This window comes from Streptomyces specialis (assembly GCF_001493375.1).
GTDB lineage: Bacteria > Actinomycetota > Actinomycetes > Streptomycetales > Streptomycetaceae > Streptomyces > Streptomyces specialis.
Window position 1 is genome coordinate 781,337 of record NZ_LN929896.1, and the last position, 19,103, is coordinate 800,439.

19 protein-coding genes are annotated in these 19,103 nt (G+C 72.2%); 10 read left to right on the forward strand and 9 right to left on the reverse strand.

Annotation, left to right across the window (positions count from 1 at the left end):
- Nucleotides 1-78 precede the first annotated feature (78 nt).
- Genes BN2279_RS21700 through BN2279_RS21710 form a run of 3 tightly spaced genes read right to left on the reverse strand, consistent with a single transcriptional unit; the run spans nt 79 to nt 2,434 of the window.
- Entirely contained in the window at nt 79-357 is a 279-nt protein-coding gene (locus BN2279_RS21700) for a phosphopantetheine-binding protein (RefSeq protein WP_059012124.1), read from the reverse strand.
- On the reverse strand, nt 351-1,091 hold the full coding sequence (locus BN2279_RS21705; protein ID WP_059012127.1) for an SDR family NAD(P)-dependent oxidoreductase: 741 nt from the start codon (nt 1,089-1,091) through the stop codon (nt 351-353). The genes BN2279_RS21700 and BN2279_RS21705 overlap by 7 nt, the downstream gene beginning before the upstream one ends.
- On the reverse strand, nt 1,088-2,434 hold the full coding sequence (locus tag BN2279_RS21710; protein WP_059012129.1) for a class I adenylate-forming enzyme family protein: 1,347 nt from the start codon (nt 2,432-2,434) through the stop codon (nt 1,088-1,090). The genes BN2279_RS21705 and BN2279_RS21710 overlap by 4 nt, the downstream gene beginning before the upstream one ends.
- Before the next feature lie 363 nt (nt 2,435-2,797).
- On the opposite strand from BN2279_RS21710, the gene BN2279_RS21715 reads away from it, so the two are divergent.
- On the forward strand, nt 2,798-3,499 hold the full coding sequence (locus BN2279_RS21715; RefSeq protein WP_059012130.1) for a 4'-phosphopantetheinyl transferase family protein: 702 nt from the start codon (nt 2,798-2,800) through the stop codon (nt 3,497-3,499).
- Nucleotides 3,500-3,541: 42 nt separating this feature from the next.
- Here the strand turns inward: BN2279_RS21715 and BN2279_RS21720 are convergent, their stop codons facing one another.
- The 3 genes from BN2279_RS21720 to BN2279_RS21730 form a co-directional block, all read right to left on the reverse strand.
- Nucleotides 3,542-4,321 carry an HAD family hydrolase gene (locus tag BN2279_RS21720; protein WP_059012655.1) on the reverse strand — a complete coding sequence of 260 codons (780 nt, stop codon included), beginning with the start codon at nt 4,319-4,321 and terminating at the stop codon, nt 3,542-3,544.
- Between the two features lie 8 nt (nt 4,322-4,329).
- The gene (locus BN2279_RS21725) at nt 4,330-5,076 is read right to left on the reverse strand and encodes a helix-turn-helix transcriptional regulator (RefSeq protein ID WP_059012132.1); all 747 of its coding nucleotides are present in this window, start codon (nt 5,074-5,076) and stop codon (nt 4,330-4,332) included.
- Between the two features lie 232 nt (nt 5,077-5,308).
- Complete coding sequence (locus BN2279_RS21730; protein WP_079032368.1) at nt 5,309-5,971, reverse strand: TetR/AcrR family transcriptional regulator; 663 nt, start codon at nt 5,969-5,971, stop codon at nt 5,309-5,311.
- A 185-nt stretch (nt 5,972-6,156) separates the two neighbouring features.
- On the opposite strand from BN2279_RS21730, the gene BN2279_RS21735 reads away from it, so the two are divergent.
- From BN2279_RS21735 to BN2279_RS21750, 4 genes are all read left to right on the forward strand, one after another.
- Complete coding sequence (locus tag BN2279_RS21735; protein ID WP_059012134.1) at nt 6,157-6,768, forward strand: hypothetical protein; 612 nt, start codon at nt 6,157-6,159, stop codon at nt 6,766-6,768.
- Between the two features lie 49 nt (nt 6,769-6,817).
- Complete coding sequence (locus BN2279_RS21740; RefSeq protein ID WP_059012136.1) at nt 6,818-7,126, forward strand: hypothetical protein; 309 nt, start codon at nt 6,818-6,820, stop codon at nt 7,124-7,126.
- A gap of 463 nt (nt 7,127-7,589) precedes the next feature.
- Nucleotides 7,590-8,600 carry a sensor histidine kinase gene (locus BN2279_RS21745; protein WP_079032369.1) on the forward strand — a complete coding sequence of 337 codons (1,011 nt, stop codon included), beginning with the start codon at nt 7,590-7,592 and terminating at the stop codon, nt 8,598-8,600.
- The gene (locus BN2279_RS21750) at nt 8,575-9,432 is read left to right on the forward strand and encodes a response regulator (RefSeq protein WP_079032370.1); all 858 of its coding nucleotides are present in this window, start codon (nt 8,575-8,577) and stop codon (nt 9,430-9,432) included. The genes BN2279_RS21745 and BN2279_RS21750 overlap by 26 nt, the downstream gene beginning before the upstream one ends.
- A gap of 107 nt (nt 9,433-9,539) precedes the next feature.
- On the opposite strand, the gene BN2279_RS21755 is transcribed toward BN2279_RS21750, so the two are convergent.
- Complete coding sequence (locus BN2279_RS21755; RefSeq protein WP_059012140.1) at nt 9,540-10,370, reverse strand: UbiA family prenyltransferase; 831 nt, start codon at nt 10,368-10,370, stop codon at nt 9,540-9,542.
- 237 nt (nt 10,371-10,607) lie between these two features.
- On the reverse strand, nt 10,608-11,204 hold the full coding sequence (locus BN2279_RS21760; protein ID WP_059012142.1) for a DUF2165 family protein: 597 nt from the start codon (nt 11,202-11,204) through the stop codon (nt 10,608-10,610).
- 329 nt (nt 11,205-11,533) lie between these two features.
- Between BN2279_RS21760 and BN2279_RS21765 the strand changes: the two genes are divergently transcribed.
- The gene (locus tag BN2279_RS21765) at nt 11,534-13,069 is read left to right on the forward strand and encodes an alkaline phosphatase D family protein (RefSeq protein ID WP_059012144.1); all 1,536 of its coding nucleotides are present in this window, start codon (nt 11,534-11,536) and stop codon (nt 13,067-13,069) included.
- Between the two features lie 24 nt (nt 13,070-13,093).
- Here BN2279_RS21765 and BN2279_RS21770 read toward each other — a convergent pair whose 3' ends face one another.
- Entirely contained in the window at nt 13,094-13,681 is a 588-nt protein-coding gene (locus BN2279_RS21770) for a DedA family protein (RefSeq protein ID WP_059012657.1), read from the reverse strand.
- Nucleotides 13,682-13,908: 227 nt separating this feature from the next.
- Between BN2279_RS21770 and BN2279_RS21775 the strand changes: the two genes are divergently transcribed.
- The 4 genes from BN2279_RS21775 (at nt 13,909) to BN2279_RS21790 (ending at nt 19,091) form a co-directional block, all read left to right on the forward strand.
- Nucleotides 13,909-14,313, forward strand: a complete 405-nt coding sequence (locus tag BN2279_RS21775; protein ID WP_059012659.1) for a ChaB family protein — start codon at nt 13,909-13,911, stop codon at nt 14,311-14,313.
- A gap of 106 nt (nt 14,314-14,419) precedes the next feature.
- Entirely contained in the window at nt 14,420-16,834 is a 2,415-nt protein-coding gene (locus BN2279_RS21780) for a phosphoketolase family protein (protein ID WP_059012147.1), read from the forward strand.
- A gap of 149 nt (nt 16,835-16,983) precedes the next feature.
- Nucleotides 16,984-18,267, forward strand: a complete 1,284-nt coding sequence (locus tag BN2279_RS21785; protein WP_059012149.1) for a glycosyltransferase family 4 protein — start codon at nt 16,984-16,986, stop codon at nt 18,265-18,267.
- Complete coding sequence (locus tag BN2279_RS21790) at nt 18,264-19,091, forward strand: hypothetical protein (protein ID WP_059012151.1); 828 nt, start codon at nt 18,264-18,266, stop codon at nt 19,089-19,091. The genes BN2279_RS21785 and BN2279_RS21790 overlap by 4 nt, the downstream gene beginning before the upstream one ends.
- The last annotated feature ends 12 nt before the right edge of the window (nt 19,092-19,103 follow it).

Sequence of the window (19,103 nt, forward strand, 5' to 3'; positions counted from 1 at the left end):
CGTCGTGATCGGTCTTGGTCCGTGTTCGCCCGGGCGCGTCTGGTTGTGCCCGGGTACGCCCGGTCGTGGGCGGGCGGGTCAGGCCGCGGCGGTCGTCGCCTTCAACGTGTTCTCGTAGGCGTCGGCCAGGGCGTCGACGGTCCGGATGTCGGAGATGACGTAGTCGCCGTCCTCGAACGGGTCCACGCCGAACTCGCTCTCCAACTGGATCACCAGGCGGGCGAGCAGGAGGGAGTTGAGGCTCAGCTCGTTGAGCGGCTCGTCGCCCGAGAGCGTGCGCGTCGGCAACTCGGCCTCCGCCAGCAGGGCGTTGATCTCGCGGCGGACGGTGTCCTTGATGGCGTCGCTGGTCAGCATGTGATTCCTCCGTCGACGACGATGGTCTGGCCGGTGATGAACGAGGCACCGGGCGAGGTGAGGTAGAGCACGGCGTCGGCGATCTCGCCGATGTCCGCGAGGCGGCCCAGGGGCGTCCGGCGCTGGATGCGCTCCCGGTTGCGGTCGGTGACCTCCGCCGTCATGTCGCTGTCGAAGAAGCCGGGGACGATGGAGTTGACCCGGATTTTGAACGCTCCGAGTTCGCGCGCCAGGCTTCTGCTGAATCCGTCGAGCCCGGCCTTGGTGGCGGAGTAGACCGCCACCCCCCGGTAGCCGCGGATGGCGTTGATGGAGGAGACGTTGAGGATCTGCCCGCCGCCCTGCCGCGTCATCGCGCGGGCGGCGGCCTGGGCGAGGGTGATCGGCGCGACGAGGTTCGCGGCGATCAGCTTGGCGGTGGTGTCGGAGCCGGTGGTCAGGAAGAGTTCCTGGTGCAGCACGGCCGCGTTGTTGATCAGCAGGTCCACCCGGCCGAAGCGGCGGGTGACCGTGCGGACGAACGCCCGCAGCGACGGGGGGTCCGCCAGGTCGGCGGCCTCCCACAGGAACCGGTCGGGCAGCTCGGCCTGGAGGTCCTTGACGGTCTCGTTGGCCGACCTGCTGAACGTGGCGACCCGCCAGCCGTCCGCGAGGAGCCGCTCGACCAGCACCCCGCCGAGTCCCCGGCTGCCGCCGCTGACGATCGCGACGCGCTCCTCGTCGGGCGTGCTCACGCCGCGCTCCTGATCTTCTTGAAACGGTCGGAGTGCTGCGGGGCGTCGGCGATCTCGACCAGCGCCGGGATCTTGAACGGCTCCAGCCTGGTCGCGCAGAACTCCCGCACCCGGCGGGCGACTTCGCGCCGGTCCTCGTCCTCGATCAGGGTGACCCTGGCCTTCACCACCATGCCCATGACCGGGCTGGGCCGGCCGCTGACCATGGCCTCGGCGATGTTCGGGACCTCCAGCAGGACCGACTCGACCTCGCTGGGGTACACCTTCTCCCCGCCGACGTTGATGATCTCGGAGTCCCGGCCCAGGATGCGGATCCACTCGCCGTCCACCTGGACGACGTCCTGGGTGTTGAAGTAGCCCTGCTCGTCGAAGGGCGCGGGCGCGTTGAGGTAGCCGAGCATGGCCATCTCGGAGCGGATCCACAGGACGTTGTCCACGATCTTGTGCTCGAACCCGGCGCCGCTGCCGAGCTTCACCCACAGCGTGTCGTCACCGCGCGAGCGCGTCGGCAGGATGCCCAGCTCGCTCAGCCCGTACGTCTGCTTCAGCCGCACCTCGGGGAACGCGGCGTGCAGCCGCTCCAGGGTCCGCATCGGCATCGGCTCGGTGCCGTAGGTGATGAGCTTCAACGAGCCGGTGTCGTACCGCTGGTGGGCACCGGAGATGAGCAGCATGTTGAGGAACGTGGGGGTCGTCGGCAGCACCTCGACGCCGTGCTCCTGCACCGTGCGGCAGATCGACTCCGGCGTGCGCTCGCCCACGGTGATCACCGTGCCGCCCTGACTCAGCGTGTGCAGCAGCGTGTTGACGCCGCCGATGTGGTCCAGGCTGAGGAAGGACAGGATGCGCATCGGGCGCTTCGGCTCGCCGTAACGGGCCAGCACCTTCTCGAAGTCCAGGACCGACGCCTTGCTGCGGCCGGAGGTGCCGGAGCTGAAGAGGACCAGGCCGGCGTGGCCGGTCTCGCGGAGCTTCGCGAACAGCTCGTGACCGGCGGTCCGGCCGGTCCGCTCGGCCGTGTGGGCGCCGCCGGGGTCCACCCGGACGACCACCTCGACCTCGGCGATGTCGAGGAAGTCGGCGCGCTTGGCGGCGGGCAGGACGGTCAGCGGGACGACGATCACCCCGCGTTCGATGAGCGCCAGCAGCCCGGCGCACGCCTCGGGGGAATACGTGCCCTCCAGCGTCACGACCTCCCCGGCCGCGACGCCATGGGCGTCGAGGAAGGAACGCCACCGGTCCACCAGACGCAGCAGATCGTCATAACCGCACGTCTGCCCTCCGAAAACCACGGCTTGTTTATCACCGAACGTTTCCAGGCGGTCGAGCAACGGATGCGCCATCACTCACTCATCTCCTTTCATCGCCGTCCAGACATTTATGCGTTCGCCTACGAATGAGGACTCTAAAAGCCAATTCAATTCGGCTTCAATGCCTCATTCCTGTGACCTCGGGCGGGGTAGCCGAATGGGTAGCCTCGAATGGGCAATGGCCTTGGAGCCCATAATTCCGGCATCGTGGGAACGCAAAGGTTGTGCCATGACCTTGTCCTGGGATGGCGAGCCGGACATCACGCGGGCATTCCGCGTGAACGCGCAGTGATATTCCACGCGCATATTCCTTTTCGCGGTCCGCACCGCGCCCGGCACCGCCGCCGGCATCGCGGCCGTCCCCGCCGCGTCCCCGCCGCCGTCCCAGGAGACCCCATGATTCAGCGACTGCTGCCGCCCACCGTCGCCGCCGCCGTCGCCACCGCCGACGCGCCGGACACGGGCCCGCTGCCCGAGGAGGCGGCGGCCCTCACCTCCGCCTGCGGCGAACGGCGCAGGCGCGAATTCCGCACCACCCGGCTCTGCGCCCGCGCGGCGATGGTCAAGCTGGGCGTGCCCCCGGCCGGGGTGCCGTCCGGGCCGAAGGGCGAACCGCGCTGGCCGGCCGGGCTGACCGGCAGCATGACGCACTGCGACGGCTACCGGGCCGCGGCGGTCTCCAGGACCGACGACGTCCACGCGGTGGCCATCGACGCCGAGCGGCACGCGCCGCTGACGGCCGAGCTGGCGCGGCACGTCACGGTGGCGGCGGAGCGGGAGCATCTGGCGGAACTGGCCGGGGACCACCCCGGAGTGCACTGGGAGACGGTGCTGTTCAGCGCCAAGGAGACGGTCTACAAGGCGTTCAACCCGTTGACCGGCCGCTGGCTCGGCTTCCGCGACGCCCGGCTGAGTCTCGACCCGGCCACGCACACGTTCCGGGCCCGGCTGCTTCAGCCGGGCCCGGTGGTGGAGGGTGTGGGGATCGACGAGTTCACCGGCCGGTGGGCGGTGGAGGAAGGGCTGGTGCTGACCGCGATCGCCCTGCCCGTGACCGCTGGGGTCACCGCCGGCCGGCGGGTGCTCCAGGCCGTCTGAGCCGGGGCCCGCGCGGGCCGGTGGACGACCCGCGCGGGTGGCTCAGAGCCCCGCGCGGGTGGCTCGGGGACCGGCGCGCCCGGTGAGCTCGATGGCCGCCAGCGCGCCGGTGTTCCGCAGCGGGCCGGGGGTGGCCGGCAGGACCGGCCAGTCCAGGGTCTGCGCCTGCCCGATGAGCACCGGATCGGCGCCCACGACGACCGGGTTGCCGACGGCCATCAGCATGTCCAGGTCGCTGGAGTGGTCGCCGTAGCAGGTGCAGTCGTCGGGACCGAGCCCCAGGCGAGCCATGGTGGCGCGCACCGCGGCGGCCTTGTTCTCGCCGATCATCGGCCGCTGGATCTCGCCCGTCAGCCGCCCGTCCGGGCCGACGATCGGCTCCGAGCAGAGGATGACGTCGGCGCCCAGGTCGTCGGCCATCGGCTCCAGCAGCCCGCGGAACGACCCGGAGACCAGGACGACGGTGTCGCCCGCGTTCCGGTGCCGGGAGGCCGCCGCCCAGGCCGAGACCACGACGGCCGTGCGGCTCGCGCGGTACTCCTCGTACCACTCGCGCCCGGCGTCGGCCAGCTCCCGGTGCTCGACACCGGCGAACCGCCGGTAGTAGCGCCGGTTGATCTCGGTGCGGGGCACCCCGCCGGCCGCCTGCGCGCGGACCTCCGCCATCACGGCGTCATGGCCGCTGCCGTCGTCGCCGTGCCGGGCCATCCAGTAGCGCAGGAAGTGGAACATGCTCTTGACGTTGAGCAGTGTCTCGTCAACGTCGAAGAAGGCCGCCCGGGTCGCGGTCCTGTTCGTCGTCTGGGTTTCCACATCGGTCATGAGTCCGGTCACCGCCAGGTCGCGTCGATAAGGGTGGGGGTGGGGATCGGGGTCGGTGCGGTCGGGAGCGCCGCCTCGGCGCGGTCGCCGCACAGCCCCTCGCGCAGCGCGCGGGCCGCGGCGAGGGTGCGGTTGGGGCAGTTGAGCTTGGCGAGGATGTTCGCCACCAGCCGCTTCGCGCCGTGCTCCGAGATCCGCAGCCGGCGCGCGATCTGCTTGTTGCTGTAGCCGTCCACCAGGAGCACCAGCGCCTCCTTCTCGCGCGGTGTCAGCCGGGGGGCGGCCTGTGCGCGGGGCTCGCCGCGCCCGGCGCGGTGGAGGAGCGCGCGGGTGAGCGCGGGCGGGATGTGCACCTCGCCGGCGTCCATGGCGGTGAGCACCTCGTCCAGCGCGCGGGGGTCGAGTCCGTCCATCGGCAGCAGCGAGGCTCCGGGCAGGGAGGTCACCTGGTCGAGGTTGACCTCGCTGGGCCGCGGGAGGAGCAGCAGGACGCGGATGCCGCGGTGGGCCGCGCGGCGCAGCGCGATCTCCCCCGCGTGGTCGGCCGTGTCGGACGCGGTCAGCAGGATGTCGGTGTCCGGGTCCCGCACGGCCTCGACCGCGGCGCCGAGATCGGGGTACGCGGAGCAGTGGCCGACCGTGTCCAGCGAGCGGAGCATGGCCTCGACGCCGTAGCGCTGGAGGTCGTTGCGGATGGCCAGGAAGATGTTCAGCGGTCGGGTGGCGGCTCGCAGGGCCGCGCGGCTGTGCGACATGAGTGTTTCCCCCACGGGTGATTCCGGTTGAGCCGGATGGGTTCATCCGTGCGGTCGACGCTAGCGGCGGCGGGGGGCCCGGGAGGGGGTCACTGCCTCCAACTCCGGACCTGGGGTGGCCGAAAGGAGTACCGGCGTGACCGGTCCGGTCGGGGCGGTACGGCATGGCCGCGCCGTACGGAGGGGCCGTACGGCGTTCCCTTTCACTCATCCGGCTCTGCCGCTGCTGACGCTAGCACTTGTTGTTCTCGTAGCCCACTCCACCAGTCCGACGGTGCGCCCGACGCGCTCGGTGTCCGCGGCGGCGGCGGCGGAGGAGGAGAAAAAGAGACAGGGCGAGGGCCTTGCGGGCGAACTCCACGACCGAGTCGCGCAGTTCGGGGTGGGGCGAGGCGGTGCCCAGGATCATGCGGGCCATCTGCGGCACGGCGTTGGGCCAGGCCGCCAGGCCGATCAGGCTCAGCAGGCACGCCGCCACCTGGGGGGACACGCCGGTGCCGAAGGTCTGCGCGAGGTTGGCCACCTTGCGTTCGTAGAGCGAGGTGCGCTCGGTCTCGTTGGGGAGCGGGTCGTTGCGGTAGTGCAGCGCCTCCCAGAGGAAGAGCCGCACGAGGGTGGGGTTGGCGCGGTGGAAGTCGTACACCCGCCCGACGTACTCGGCGGGGTCGTCGCCCGGGGCCAGCGGCACGGCGGCGGCCAGCTCGTCCAGGGCCTGGCCGACGACCTGGTCGAAGAGCTTCTGCTTGTTGCCGAAATACCCGTAGATGCGCTCCTTGTTGACGTTGGCGAGGGCGGCGATGCGGTCCACGCGGGCCCCCGCGATGCCGTGAGCTGCGAACTCCTCCCTCGCGGCGGAGAGGAGCCGTTGTTTGGTGGGAGTCGGATCCTGCGTCATCCCCCCAGCTTAGGACCCGGAGGGCAGCATTCCAACCATCTGGTTGGTTGACGCCCAACTAGTCAGTTGGTTACCGTCGAAGAGTCACCGCGGCCAACGCCGTCCGCGGTCCCAGGACTTCGCACATCCCACCCGCACGCGTACTCCGCGTCGGACCCTTCACAGCCTTCCGAATGAGGAATCCGATGACCGACACCGCAGCGGCCCTCCACGACGTCGCCCGCGCCGACCAGGCGCTGATCCAGGCCGGTTTGCCCCTGCGCGAGGGCTGGGTGCCGCGGCACATCCGCCGGGAGGAGCACGACGGCCGTCCGGTCACCGTCGTCCGCTTCCTGAAGGAGGCGCGCCCCGGCGAGGGCGTCCACCTCACGGTGGTGCTCGACGACGACGGCGTCCTGCTCGGCTACACCCGGCTCGACCCCGAGGACCCGTCCCTGGCCGGCCCGCTCCCGGCGGAGCACGAGGCCCGCGAGGCCGCGTTCGCCTTCGTGACCGCGTTCGACCCGGCGTACGCGGCCGGGCTGACCGTGCAGTGGATCGCGCGGCACGACGAGCACGTGGCGGGGCCGGACGGCCCGGCCGTCGTCTCCGGCGTCAAGGTCAAGACCCGCCACCGCGACGGGCTCTACGCCTGGGTGGTGATCGGCCCCGGCGGCACCGTGCTCACCTACGAGCGCGACATCCGCTGGGACGCCGTTGCCGGGCGGCGCGGCACGCAGATGTGGCTGCACGACGTCTGGATCGCCGCCCGCGAGGGCCGGGGGCCGCAGCCGTCCTCGCCCTACGCGCTCGCCTGACCCGCCAAGCCCCCTTCCGTCCCGGACGAACAGGACTGAGACCGAGACCATGCACACACAGACCACCGTCCCGACCGTCACCGCGCCCGCCGCGTCCACCGCGCCCGCCGCCGGCGCCACCCCGGCCCCGGCGCCGGTCCCGCTGCCGTCCGTTCACATGCGCGTGTTCGTCACGTGGCTGGCCGTCTACCCGTCCATCACCATCGTGCAGATGCTGCTCGGGCCGTCCATCGAGAACCTTTCGGTGCCCGTGCGCGTCCTGATCATCACCGGGCTCGTCGTGCCGGTCGTGGTCTACGCCCTGGTTCCGGTCCTGCTGAAGGGAAGGGCCGCGCTGCTGCGCTCGCGCAGGCCCTGACCGGAGCCCCACCGAAGCGGCGGGCCAAGGCCCCGGGTGGGGGACGGCGCCGGCCGTCCCCCACCCGCGGCCACCGACCATTGGCCCGGCCGGACAGAAAAACAATTGCCCGCACCCGATCCGGGTAAGGGACCACAAGGCACTCTTTACGAACCGAACTGACTATCGGTTATGCTGCCGCAAGATGTGCAGTGCTATCCGGCATCGCCCGGAGGGGGAAAGCTCTTGACGATTACCGGCATGCAGTCGTATTCCCACCCTGTCTCTTATACACCTATGACGATGCCGACGAAGGGGTCGGGGGTGTATAGTGGACAGGCGGGAGAGCGGTCGCCGTCCGGCAGGCGGGGAGGACGGCCCGGTGAGCGCTGTCCCGGACAGATCCGCCGACACCCTCCTCGTGGCATCCTTACGACGACAAGAGGATTCGGTAATCGAGCAATATCGCGCCCGGCTCCGCGCGATGAACAGTCCGCTGGCCGCCGCTCCCGAAGCCTGGGCGCAGTGCGAACTCCAGGGCCGCCGCATATTCCGGGACTGTGTCGCAAGTCTCGCCCAGGGCCGGGCGGCCGTGTCGGACACCCACATCGCGGAAGTCGTCGACCTCGGCGGCGAGCGGGTCCGGCAGGGCATCCACCTCACCCATTCCGTCCGGGCGGGGGTTGTTCTGTTCGAGGTCGTCCTCGACCGGATCATCCAGTTCGCCGAGGACACCGGGATCTCCTGGCAGACCTACTCGGCCGCCGTGCGCTCCCTGCAACAGGGCATCGGCAGGCGGCTGGAGGCCGGCTCGATCGGGTACGACTCGTTCATGCTCGACCGGGTGCGGGAGGTCCACGACCAGGGCCACCGCCGGCTCGCCCGGGAGATCCACGACCAGATCGGCAACTCGCTCAGTCTGGCGATGCGCCAGTTGGAGCTGTTCGAGAGCGAGTTGACCCGGCAGCAGCATCAACTGCCGGAGCACGTACAGGCCGCCCAGGCGGCCATTCTCGAAACCCTCGCCAGCACCAGGGAGCTCGTCACCGAGCTGCGCCGCCCCGCCGTGGGCGGCGGTCTGGAGGCCGCGCTCACCCGGTTCGTCGAGTCCATGGGCGAGCCGGGTGTGTCCGTTCAGGTGTGGGTGCGCGGCCTCGACGAGTGGATGCCCGGCCCGCTCGCCGAGGAGTTGTACATCATGGTCCGCGAATGCCTGCGCAACGCGTTCGCCCACGCCGCGGCCGGAAACATCGTGGTCAACATCGACATCGCGCCGCACGAGATCCAGACCGAGATCATCGACGACGGACGCGGCTTCGATGTCACCACGGTGTCCTGCCGGGGCAGCACCAACGGCCTGACCGGGCTGAGGGAGCGTGCGGAGCTGCTCGGCGGCACCCTGCACATCCACTCCTCACCGGGCCGGGGCACCGACGTCACCATCTGGATCCCGATCAAGGCGGAGACCGATGAACGAGCTGACAGGCGGCGCTGAATCGAGGCGCGCGCCCGAGAGCACGACGGAGAGCGTCACCGACAGACCCACCCACCTACCGGCCCATCCGCCGGCCCACCCGCCGGCCGGCCTCGCGACGCCCGGACCGGCGGACGCGGCGGCGCCGAGAACGGTCCGCATCCTGGTCGCGGACGACCACATCCTGTTGCGCGAGGCGCTGTGCGACCTGCTCCGCTCGGAACCCGGGCTCCAGATCGTCGCCCAGGCCGGGGACGGGGAGGAGGTGGTGCGGCTGGCGGCGGAGCACCGGCCGGACGTCGTGCTCCTGGACATCGAGATGCCCCGCAACGAACCCGCGGTCACCGTACGGCGGTTGCTGGAACGGGACCCGATGCTCCGCATCATCGTGCTGAGCATGTACGACGGGCCGCACTTCGTGCAGGATCTGCTGGCCCTCGGCGTGCGGGGGTACCTGCACAAGAGCACCGGCCGCGAGACGCTGGTCACCGCGGTGCGCGGCCGGGACGACGGGGAGCGCCGCACGGTCACCCTGTCCGTCTCCGCGCACAGCCTGCGCGGCACGTCGCCGGAGCGGGAGGACGACGACGTGCTGTCCGAGCGTGAGGTGCAGGTCCTCACGCGGGTGTCGCGGGCGATGAGCAATCGGCAGATCGCCAGTGAACTCGGCATCGCCGAGGGCACGGTGAAGCGCCACATGCGGAACATCTTCACCAAGCTGGACGCCGTGTCCCGGATCGACGCCGTGAACAAGGCGACCGAACGGGCCCTGCTGCCACGGCAGAAGCCGGCCGCCGTCGCGCCGGGTCAGGGTGGCGCGGCGGCACTGCCGCTCCCCGCCCGCCGGTTCTGACACCGACGGCCGTGCCCGCCACGGCGGGTGGGGAACAGCGCGCGGACCCCGGTCCCGGCCGCCCCCGCGGCCCGGGACCGGGGTCCGCGCGTCCGCGCCGCGCCGTCTCACACGACCTCGGCCAGCCTGGCCAGCAGCACGGCGTGCGCCGCGTGCTGGGTCACCATGAACGCCTGGTACGGCCGCCGGGCGCGCCGGGCGTCGCGGAGCGTGGTCCGGCACAGCGCGGCCACGACGCACGCCCCGGCCGCCATCACCACGGTCACCGGCGCCAGCGCCTCGCCGTACGGCCGGGCCGCCACGGCGAACCCGGCGGCCACCGCCAGGGCGCCCAGCCCGGCGACCCAGCGCGCGGCGGACGCGCCCCACGCGGTCACCGACGTGCGGCGCCCGGCCGCCGCGTCGCCCCGGGCGTGCGCGAAGTCCTTGGTGACCGCGCCCACCGCGGCCATCCACGCGGCCATGCCGACGGCCAGCACCACCGCGGTGCCGGACGGCCGCCCCGCGCCGGCCGCCAGCCAGCCGGCCGCGTACGACAGCAGGCCCATCGCGAACACCGCGGCGGAGGTCGCCGAGGTGGAGCGCTTGAGCGGCCGGGGCCCGGCCGAGGAGGCGTAGCCCAGGAGCAGGAACGCCAGCACGCAGCCCACCAGCGCCGCGTTGCCCGCCGCGAGTGCGAACAGCAGGGCCAGCGCCGCGCACAGCCAGGTCAGCCGCGCGGCGGACTCGGGCGCCAGCTCGCCCCGGGCGATGGGCCGGCCGGTGGCGTTGACCCGGTCCTCGGCCACGTCGCAGACGCCGTTGAGGCCGTAGGCGAACGCCGCGCACAGCGTCCAGGCCAGCGCGGGGCCGATCAGCCACGGGCCCCAGCCCGTCAGGCCGCCGCCGGCCGCGAGGGCGGCGCCGACGAGAAAGCGCAGAAGGAAAATCGCCTGCACGCTGGGACGCGTCTCCTCGGCGAAGAGGAGGACGTCCCGCGCCTCGACCGCTGAATTCCGTAAGAGGTTTTCCCGTTGTCGTCGCTGAGGGGCGTAATCCCACATGTGCGCACATTAACCAGTCTCTGCACGGCCGCGCATGCCCCGTCCGGCGGGTCCGGCGATACCCCTTTGGGGGAAGGAGAGGTATCGAAAGACCCGCCGGACGGCGGCGGCCTGGGGTGGCCGGAGGGGCGGTCAGTGTTCCTTCTGGGCCCCCGTCACCGACGGGAGATTCACCAGCACGGTCGTCAGCAGACCGATCATCAGGCCCGTGAAGTGAACCTGCTGTGCGGCACCTATGTAGATCCAGTAGCCGTAGAACATGCCGCCGCACAGGAACACGAAGAAGAGGCCCATGAATCCGGCGAGCGCGTAGTTGGCGCGCTGGGTGGTGTTGATGCTGACGGTCTCGCCGCGGGCCCGGCGCCACATCGAGGTCGCCGCCCAGGCGAGCAGGGCCACGGCCAGCACCTCGTAGACGATGACGCCGAGGAGGGCGGGGGTCGCCATGGCCTCCGGCAAGGCCCGCCACTCCAGGCCGTTGCCCCGCACCGGGTCGTCCTTGAGGTCACCCATGGTGATCATGCTGGTGATGAGGGCCTTGTTGGTGCCGAAGTCGTCCACGTTGTTGAGCGTGACCAGGCCCAGCCAGAGGGTGAGGCCGCTCAGCAGGAACGCGTTCAGCGCGGTCAGTCTCGACCGGATCGCGTGGTCCGGCCGCGCGGTGGCCCGGGCGCCGCCGCCGGGCAGGGGGGTGCCGTTCTCGGTAAGCGTGTTGGTGGTCACTGCCATGAGAGGTGTCTCCTCGGCTGCTGATGGGGACCGATGCCCACAGAGTGCCGGGGCGCCCACCCGGCTCGACAGCTCTCTTTTCTGCTCACCCTTTCTGGCCCCCCGTCCCACCGGCCCGATCAACGGGCCCGGCCGGGCTGCCTGTTCGGGCCGCCCGTTCGGCCGCGCGGGGACTTCGCCGGGGGCGGGCCGTTTCCGTACCGCGGAAACAGGCTGTCATGTCCCCGATCCCGGACGTTCAGGACGCGGCCAGGGCACCGTCCCGCTCGGCTGTCACCGTCCCTCTCGGTCACCAAGCCAGATCGCACGATCGACGAGAGGGACCCCACATGTCCGCAACCGCCAGGCGTCGATTCCTCGTCGGTGGCGCGGCGGCGGTCGGGGCGGCAGCCGTCGGCCCGATGACCGGCTCCGTCCGCGCCGCGACCCGCCCCCTCCCCCCGGATCTGTTCACCCTCGGCGTCGCCTCCGGCGACCCGCTCCCCGACGGCGTCGTGCTGTGGACACGGCTGGCCCCCGACCCGCTGGCGGGCGGCGGCATGCCCGATCGCGCCGTGGACGTGGAGTGGCAGGTCGCCGAGGACGCCGCGTTCCGCCGGATCGTCAAGCGCGGCACCGCCACGGCCGAACCCGCCTACGGCCACAGCGTCCACGTGGACGTGCGCGGGCTGCGGGCCCACCGCGACCACTGGTACCGGTTCCGCGCCGGGGGCGAGCTGTCGCCGACCGGCCGCACCCGCACCGCGCCGCACCCGCTCGCCGCCGGCGGGCGCCTGCGGCTCGCCCTCGCCTCGTGCCAGAACTGGCAGCACGGTTACTTCAACGCCTACGCCGACATGGCCGAACAGGACGTCGACGCCGTGCTGTTCGTCGGCGACTACATCTACGAGTCCGGCCCGTCCTCGACCGCGGTCCGGCCCCACGAGGGCACGGGCGAGCCGTACTCCCTGGCCCAGTACCGCAATCGCTACGCCCAGTACCGCTCCGACCCGGACCTGGCCCGGATGCACGCCTCCGCGCCGTGGATCGTCACCTTCGACGACCACGAGGTGGACAACGACTACGCGGGCGGCATCCCGCAGGACCCGGACAAGCAGTCGCCCGCCGCGTTCGCGCTGCGGCTGGCCGCCGCCTACCAGGCGTACTACGAGCACATGCCGGTCCGCGCCACCGCCGTCCCCGACGGCGCCCACATCCGCGTGCACCGCAGGCTCGACTTCGGGCGGCTGGCCCGGCTCCAGGTGCTGGACACCCGGCAGTACCGCAGCGACCAGGCCACCAGCGAGGAGGGCGCGCGCAGCCCCTGGACGACGATGCTCGGCGCCGAGCAGAAGGAGTGGCTGATCGACGGGCTGCGCCGGTCGCCCGCCCGCTGGAACCTCATCGGCTCGCAGATCATGATGGCCGAGACCGACCTGCTGCCGGGCGCGGGCAAGCGCTGGTACTACGACGCGTGGGACGGTTACCAGGCCGAACGCGACGAGCTGCTGGGCGTGCTGGACGAGGTGGCCAACCCGGTGGTGCTCACCGGCGACCGGCACCTGACGATGGTCGCCGACCTGAAGCGGGACTTCGCCGACCCGTCGTCGCGGGTGGTGGGCGCGGAGTTCGTCGGCTGCTCGATCAGCTCCAACGGCGACCAGGACGAGGCCGCGTTCCGCGCCGAGTGGGACCCGCGGCTGCCGGACAACCCGCACTGGAAGCTGCTGGACCCGCGCCGCGGTTACCACCTGTTCGACATCGACCGCGACGGCGTCGACGCGCGGCTCCGGGTGGTGGACACCGTGCTGCGGCCGGCGGCCACGGCCCGCACCGGGGCGCGGCTGCGCGTCGAGAACGGCCGCCCCGGCGTCGAACTCGTCTGACCCGCGCGTGACTTCAGGCCCGTTTCAGGCCCGGCGCCGGCCGGACCCGGGACGGGCCACGCGCACGGCGAGGAACGCCAGCACGGCCAGCGCCGCGAAGCCGATGACCGCCTTGGAGTACAGCCCGACCGCCTCGGTGACCCGCTCCCAGTCCTCGCCGAGGCGGTAACCGGCCAGCACGAACAGGGTGTTCCAGATCGCGGACCCCACGGTGGTCAGCACCGTGAACACCGGCACCGACATCCGTTCCACGCCGGCCGGCACGGATATGAGACTCCGGAACACGGGGATCATCCGCCCCAGGAACACGGCCTTGGCGCCGTGCCGCAGGAACCACCGCTCGGTCTTCTCGATGTCCTTCACCTTGACCAGCGGCAGCCGGACGGCGAGCGCGATCAGCCGCTCCCGGCCGAGCGCGGCCCCCACCCCGTAGAGCGCGAGCGCGCCGACCACGGATCCCAGGGTGGTCCACAGCAGCGCGGCCCACAGCCCCATCTTCCCCTGGGCCGCGGTGAATCCGGCCAGCGGGAGGATCACCTCGCTGGGCAGCGGCGGGAAGAGGTTCTCCAGAGCGATGGCGGCACCGGCGCCCGGCGCCCCGAGCGCCTCCATGAGCCCGGTGGCCCACCCGGTGATCCCGCCGGGGTCCGAGGTCTGCGCGAGGGAAGCGGAGGAAAGCGTCACGCGGGGAACGCTACGCACTCCCGCGCCCCCGGCGGTAACCGGCCGCGTTCCCGGAGCCCCGGCATGTGCCGGTTTCGCGCCGACCCGGACGGGTACCCGCTGAGATCCCGCGAACGATCACATGCGAACCAAGTCCGATCATGGAGGTGGTGACCGTGCCGGGACGCCAGGAACTGCCGTCGACGCTGGAGCGCTCGGACGCCAAGGCGCAGCGCACCTGGATCAAGGCACACGACTCCGCGGTACGGGAGTACGGCGAGGGCGAGCGCGCCCACCGGGTGGCCTTCGGGGCGCTCAAGCACACGCACGAGAAGGTGGGCGACCACTGGGAGCCCAAGGAGAACAACCGCAAGGGCCCCTCCGACCCCCAGTCGGCCCGGCCCCGGGGACAGGGCGGGCGCAGCGGTGAGGGCGTGGACGAGCAGGCGTCGAAGGAGCATCTGTACGCCGTGGCCAAGAAGCTCGGCGTCGAGGGCCGCTCACGGATGAGCAAGTCCGAGCTGCTGGACGCGATCCGCAAGGAGAACCGCTCCGACACCCGCAAGGCCAGGGGCCGCTGAGCGCCCGGGACCTCACCGCGGCACGGCACAGCGACACCCGGCCAGGCCAGGACAGGCCCCTCGGTCAGGACAGGCCCCTCGGTCAGGACAGGAAGAGCACGCCACCATGACGCAGGCCCCCACCACCGCCCCGCCCACCCCCCTCGGACCGGACGAGCTGGCCGCGCTCGACGCGCACTGGCGGGCCGCCAACTACCTGTCGGTGGGCCAGATCTACCTGCTCGCCAACCCGCTGCTGACCGAGCCGCTGCGCCCGGAGCACATCAAGCCCCGGCTGCTGGGCCACTGGGGCACCTCCCCCGGCCTCAACCTCGTGCACACGCACCTCAACCGGGTGATCCGGGCCAGGGACCTCGACGCGATCTGCGTGTGGGGTCCCGGCCACGGCGGTCCCGCCGTCGTCGCCAACTCCTGGCTGGACGGCAGCTACACGGACACCTATCCCGACATCACGCGCGACGAGGCCGGCATGGGGCGGCTGTTCAAGCAGTTCTCGTTCCCCGGCGGCATCCCCAGCCATGTCGCGCCGGAGACACCCGGCTCGATCCACGAGGGCGGCGAGCTGGGGTACTCCCTGGCGCACGCCTACGGCGCCGCGTTCGACAACCCGGGGCTGCTGGTGGCCTGCGTCATCGGCGACGGCGAGGCCGAGACCGGGCCGCTGGCCGGGTCCTGGCACGCCAACAAGTTCCTCGACCCGGTGCACGACGGCGCCGTGCTGCCCATCCTGCACCTCAACGGGTACAAGATCGCCAACCCGACCGTCCTCGCCCGCCTCCCCCGGGACGAACTCGACGCGCTGCTGCGCGGATACGGCCACGAGCCGCTGTACGTCACGGGCGAGCCGGGCGACGACCCGGCCACCGTGCATCAGGCGCTCGCCCGCGCCATGGACACCGCGCTGGACCGGATCGACGCCGCCCAGCGCGCGGCCCGGTTCGACGGCGCGACCGAGCGCCCCCGGTGGCCGGTGATCGTGCTGCGCACCCCGAAGGGCTGGACCGGCCCGGCCGAGGTGGACGGGCTGCCGGTGGAGGGCACCTGGCGCTCCCATCAGATCCCGCTCGACTCCGCCCGCGAGAACCCGGACCACCTGCGGCAGTTGGAGGCGTGGATGCGCTCCTACCGGCCGCGCGAGCTGTTCCACAAGGACGGCACCCCCACCGATCCGGTGCTGGCCGCGCTGCCGGAGGGCCCGCGCCGCCTCGGCGCCAACCCGCACGCCAACGGCGGCCTGCTGTTGCGGGAGCTGCCCGTGCCACCGCTGGGCGACTGCGCCGTGCCGGTGGCGACCCCCGGCGCGACCGCCCACGAACCGACGCGTGTGCTCGGCGAGTTGCTGGCCCGGCTGATGGACGCGACGCGCGAGCGCCGCGACTTCCGGCTGGTCGGCCCGGACGAGACGGCGTCCAACCGTCTCCAGGCCGTCTACGAGGCGACCGACAAGGCGTGGGACGCCGAGACCCTTCCCGTGGACGAACACCTGGCGCGTGGCGGCCGGGTGATGGAGGTGCTGTCCGAACACCTCTGCCAGGGCTGGCTGGAGGGCTACCTCCTCACCGGCCGGCACGGGATGTTCTCCAGCTACGAGGCGTTCATCCACATCGTGGACTCGATGGCCAACCAGCACATCAAGTGGCTCCTCACCGCCCGCCGCCTGGCCTGGCGCCGACCGATCGCCTCCCTCAACTACCTGCTCACGTCCCACGTCTGGCGCCAGGACCACAACGGCTTCAGCCACCAGGACCCCGGCTTCGTCGATCACGTGCTGAACAAGTCCCCCGAGGTCGTGCGCGTCTACCTGCCGCCGGACGCCAACACCCTGCTGGCGGTGGCGGATCACGTGCTGCGCAGCCGCGAGTACGTCAACGTCGTCGTCGCCGGCAAGCAGCCGTGCTTCGACTGGCTCGGCATCGAGGACGCCCGCGCCCACTGCGCGCGCGGCGCCGGGATCTGGGAGTGGGCGGGCACCGAGGTGGACGGCACCGAGCCGGACGTCGTCCTGGCCTGCGCCGGGGACGTGCCGACGCTGGAGGTCATGGCCGCCGCGCAGTTGCTGCGCGAGCACCTGCCCGACCTGTCGGTCCGCGTCGTCAACGTGGTGGACATCGCCCGCCTGCTGCCGTCCGAGGCCCACCCGCACGGCCTGCCCGACCGGGACTACGACGCGCTGTTCACCCGCGACCGGCCGGTGATCTTCGCCTACCACGGCTATCCGTGGCTGATCCACCGCCTCACCTACAAGCGCGCCAACCACGAACAGACCCACGTGCGCGGCTACCTGGAGCGCGGCACCACGACCACCCCGTTCGACATGGTCGTCAGCAACGACCTCGACCGGTACCGGCTGGTGATGGACGTCATCGACCGCGTACCCGGCCTCGCGGTCCGCGCCGCGCACCTGCGCCAGCGGATGGCCGACATCCGCTACCGCCACCACCACTGGATCCGCGAGAAGGGCACCGACCTGCCCGAGGTCGCCGGCTGGCAGTGGGAGGGCGGCGCGGGGACGCGCGACTGACGCCCGCGCCACCCCCGCACGCCACCCGGGGGGCGCCGGGAGCCACCCGATCGCACAGGGTGAGTGTCCGGGCGCGGACCGCTGCGCTACGTTCGTGTCCCGCGAAGACGACGGGCAACCGCACGCGCACCACAGAGGTCTACGTCCCCATGAAGATTTCCTTCCTCCTCCACAACGGCTACGGGATCGGGGGGACCATCAAGACCACGTTCAACCTGGCGCAGGCCCTGTCGGAACGGCATGACGTCGAGATCATCTCCATCAACAGACACCGGGAAGAGCCCAACTTCACCCTTGGTCCGAAGGTGCGAATGCGCGCCCTGGTGGACCTGCGGACGGAGAAGGACGACCCCCGGCACCTCAAGCCGCCGCGGGTCTTCCCCGCCGCCGAATACCGCCACGACCAGTACAGCGAGCTGACCGACGAGCGGATCGCCGACACCCTCGCCACCCTCGACGCGGACGTGGTGATCGGCACCCGCCCCGGGCTGAACGTGCACCTCGCCCTCCAGGGCCCGCCGAACGCCGTGCTGGTCGGGCAGGAGCACCTCACCCTCGACAGCCACCCCCCGGCCCTGCGCAACGAGCTGCGCCGCGTCTACTCGCGCCTCGACGCGCTGACCACCGTCACCAACGCCGACGCCGAGGCGTACCGGCGCAAGATGCGGCTGCCGGACGTCCGCGTCACCGCGCTGCCCAACAGCGTTCCCGAACCCGTCCTGCCGCCCGCCGACACCAGCGGCCGGATCATCGTCGCCGCCGGGCGGCTGGTCCGCTCCAAACGGCACGAACTGCTGATCCGCGCCTTCGCGCACGTCGCCGCCGCGCACCCCGACTGGCAGCTCCGCATCTACGGCAAGGGCGACCAGAAGGACGACCTGCGCGCCCTCATCGACCGTCTCGGGCTGAACAACAACGCCTTCCTGATGGGTGCCGTCACCCCCATCGAGGCCGAGTGGGTCAAGGGCTCGATCGCCTGCGTCACCTCCAGCTTCGAGCCGTTCGGCATGACGATCGTCGAGGCCATGCGCTGCGGCCTGCCCGTGGTCTCCACCGACTGCCCCTACGGCCCGGCCGAGATCATCCGGGACGGCGAGGACGGCAGGCTCGTCCCGGTCGGCGACGAACAGGCCCTGGCCGCCGCCCTGCTGGACCTCGTCCGGGACGACGGGCTGCGGGCCCGGATGGGCGCCGCGGCGCTGCGGAACTCGCGGCGCTACGACCCGGTGCCCGTGGTCGAGCGGGCGGAGGAGCTGTTCGCGGAGCTGCTGGCGGCCAAACGCGGCCGGAACGCCCGCCTGACACTCCCCCTCCGCAAACGGCTGGTCAGCAGCGGCCACGCCGTCAAGGACGCCGCCTGGGCGGTCGCCCTCACCACGCTGCGCACCGTTCGGAACAGGCAGGACCAGCAGGGCCAGGAGGGCCGGCGATGAGCACCGGGAACGACGAGGCGCCGCGCGCGGACTGCGCGATCGACGCGACAGGCCGCACCACGATCGAGCTGACGCTGCCCGGGGCCGGGGACGACCCCCGGCTGCTGCTGCGGCTGCGCCCCAAGAAGGACGAGCCGGAGACCACCACCCACACCCTCGCCCTCACCCCCGTGCCCGGCTCCCCCGGCCGGCTGCGGGCCGTCCTGGAGCCCGAGCCCGTGCTGGCCGAGGGCCGCTGGGACGTGTACGCGCGGACCGGCCCCGGCGCCGAGCGCCGCCGGCTGCGGCCGGGCCTGCGCGACCTGCGGGTCCTGGCCGCCGGGCGGCACCCGGACAAGGCCCCGGAGGCGCCGCTGGCCGTCCGGGTCCCCTACGCGACGAAGGACCGCTGGTTCGCCCTCCGCGCCTGGCTGCGCACCGCGCACGCGGAGGCGGCGGCGATCGAGGTGACGGACGGCGCGATGACGGTCACCGGCCGCCTGCTGGGCACCACCCTCGGCGAGGGCGCGGCGGCCCTGCTGCGCTGCCGGGGCAAGGGCGGCCCGGTCGTGGAGACGCCCGTACGGACGGACGGCCCCGGCACGTTCTCCTTCACCGCCGCCTACGACTTCCCGCCGCCGCCGGGACCGGGACCGGCGTTCTGGGACGTGTTCGTCCGGCCCGCCGCGAAGGCGCCCCGGGTCCGCGTGGCCCGCCTGCTGGACGACGTGGCGGACAAGAAGCAGGTCTTCCTCTACCCGGCGGCGACGGTCGGCGCGACCACCGTCCGCCCGTACTACACGGTGGACAACGACCTGGCCGTGGAGGTCGCCCCGGCCGGCTGACGGCCGGCGCCC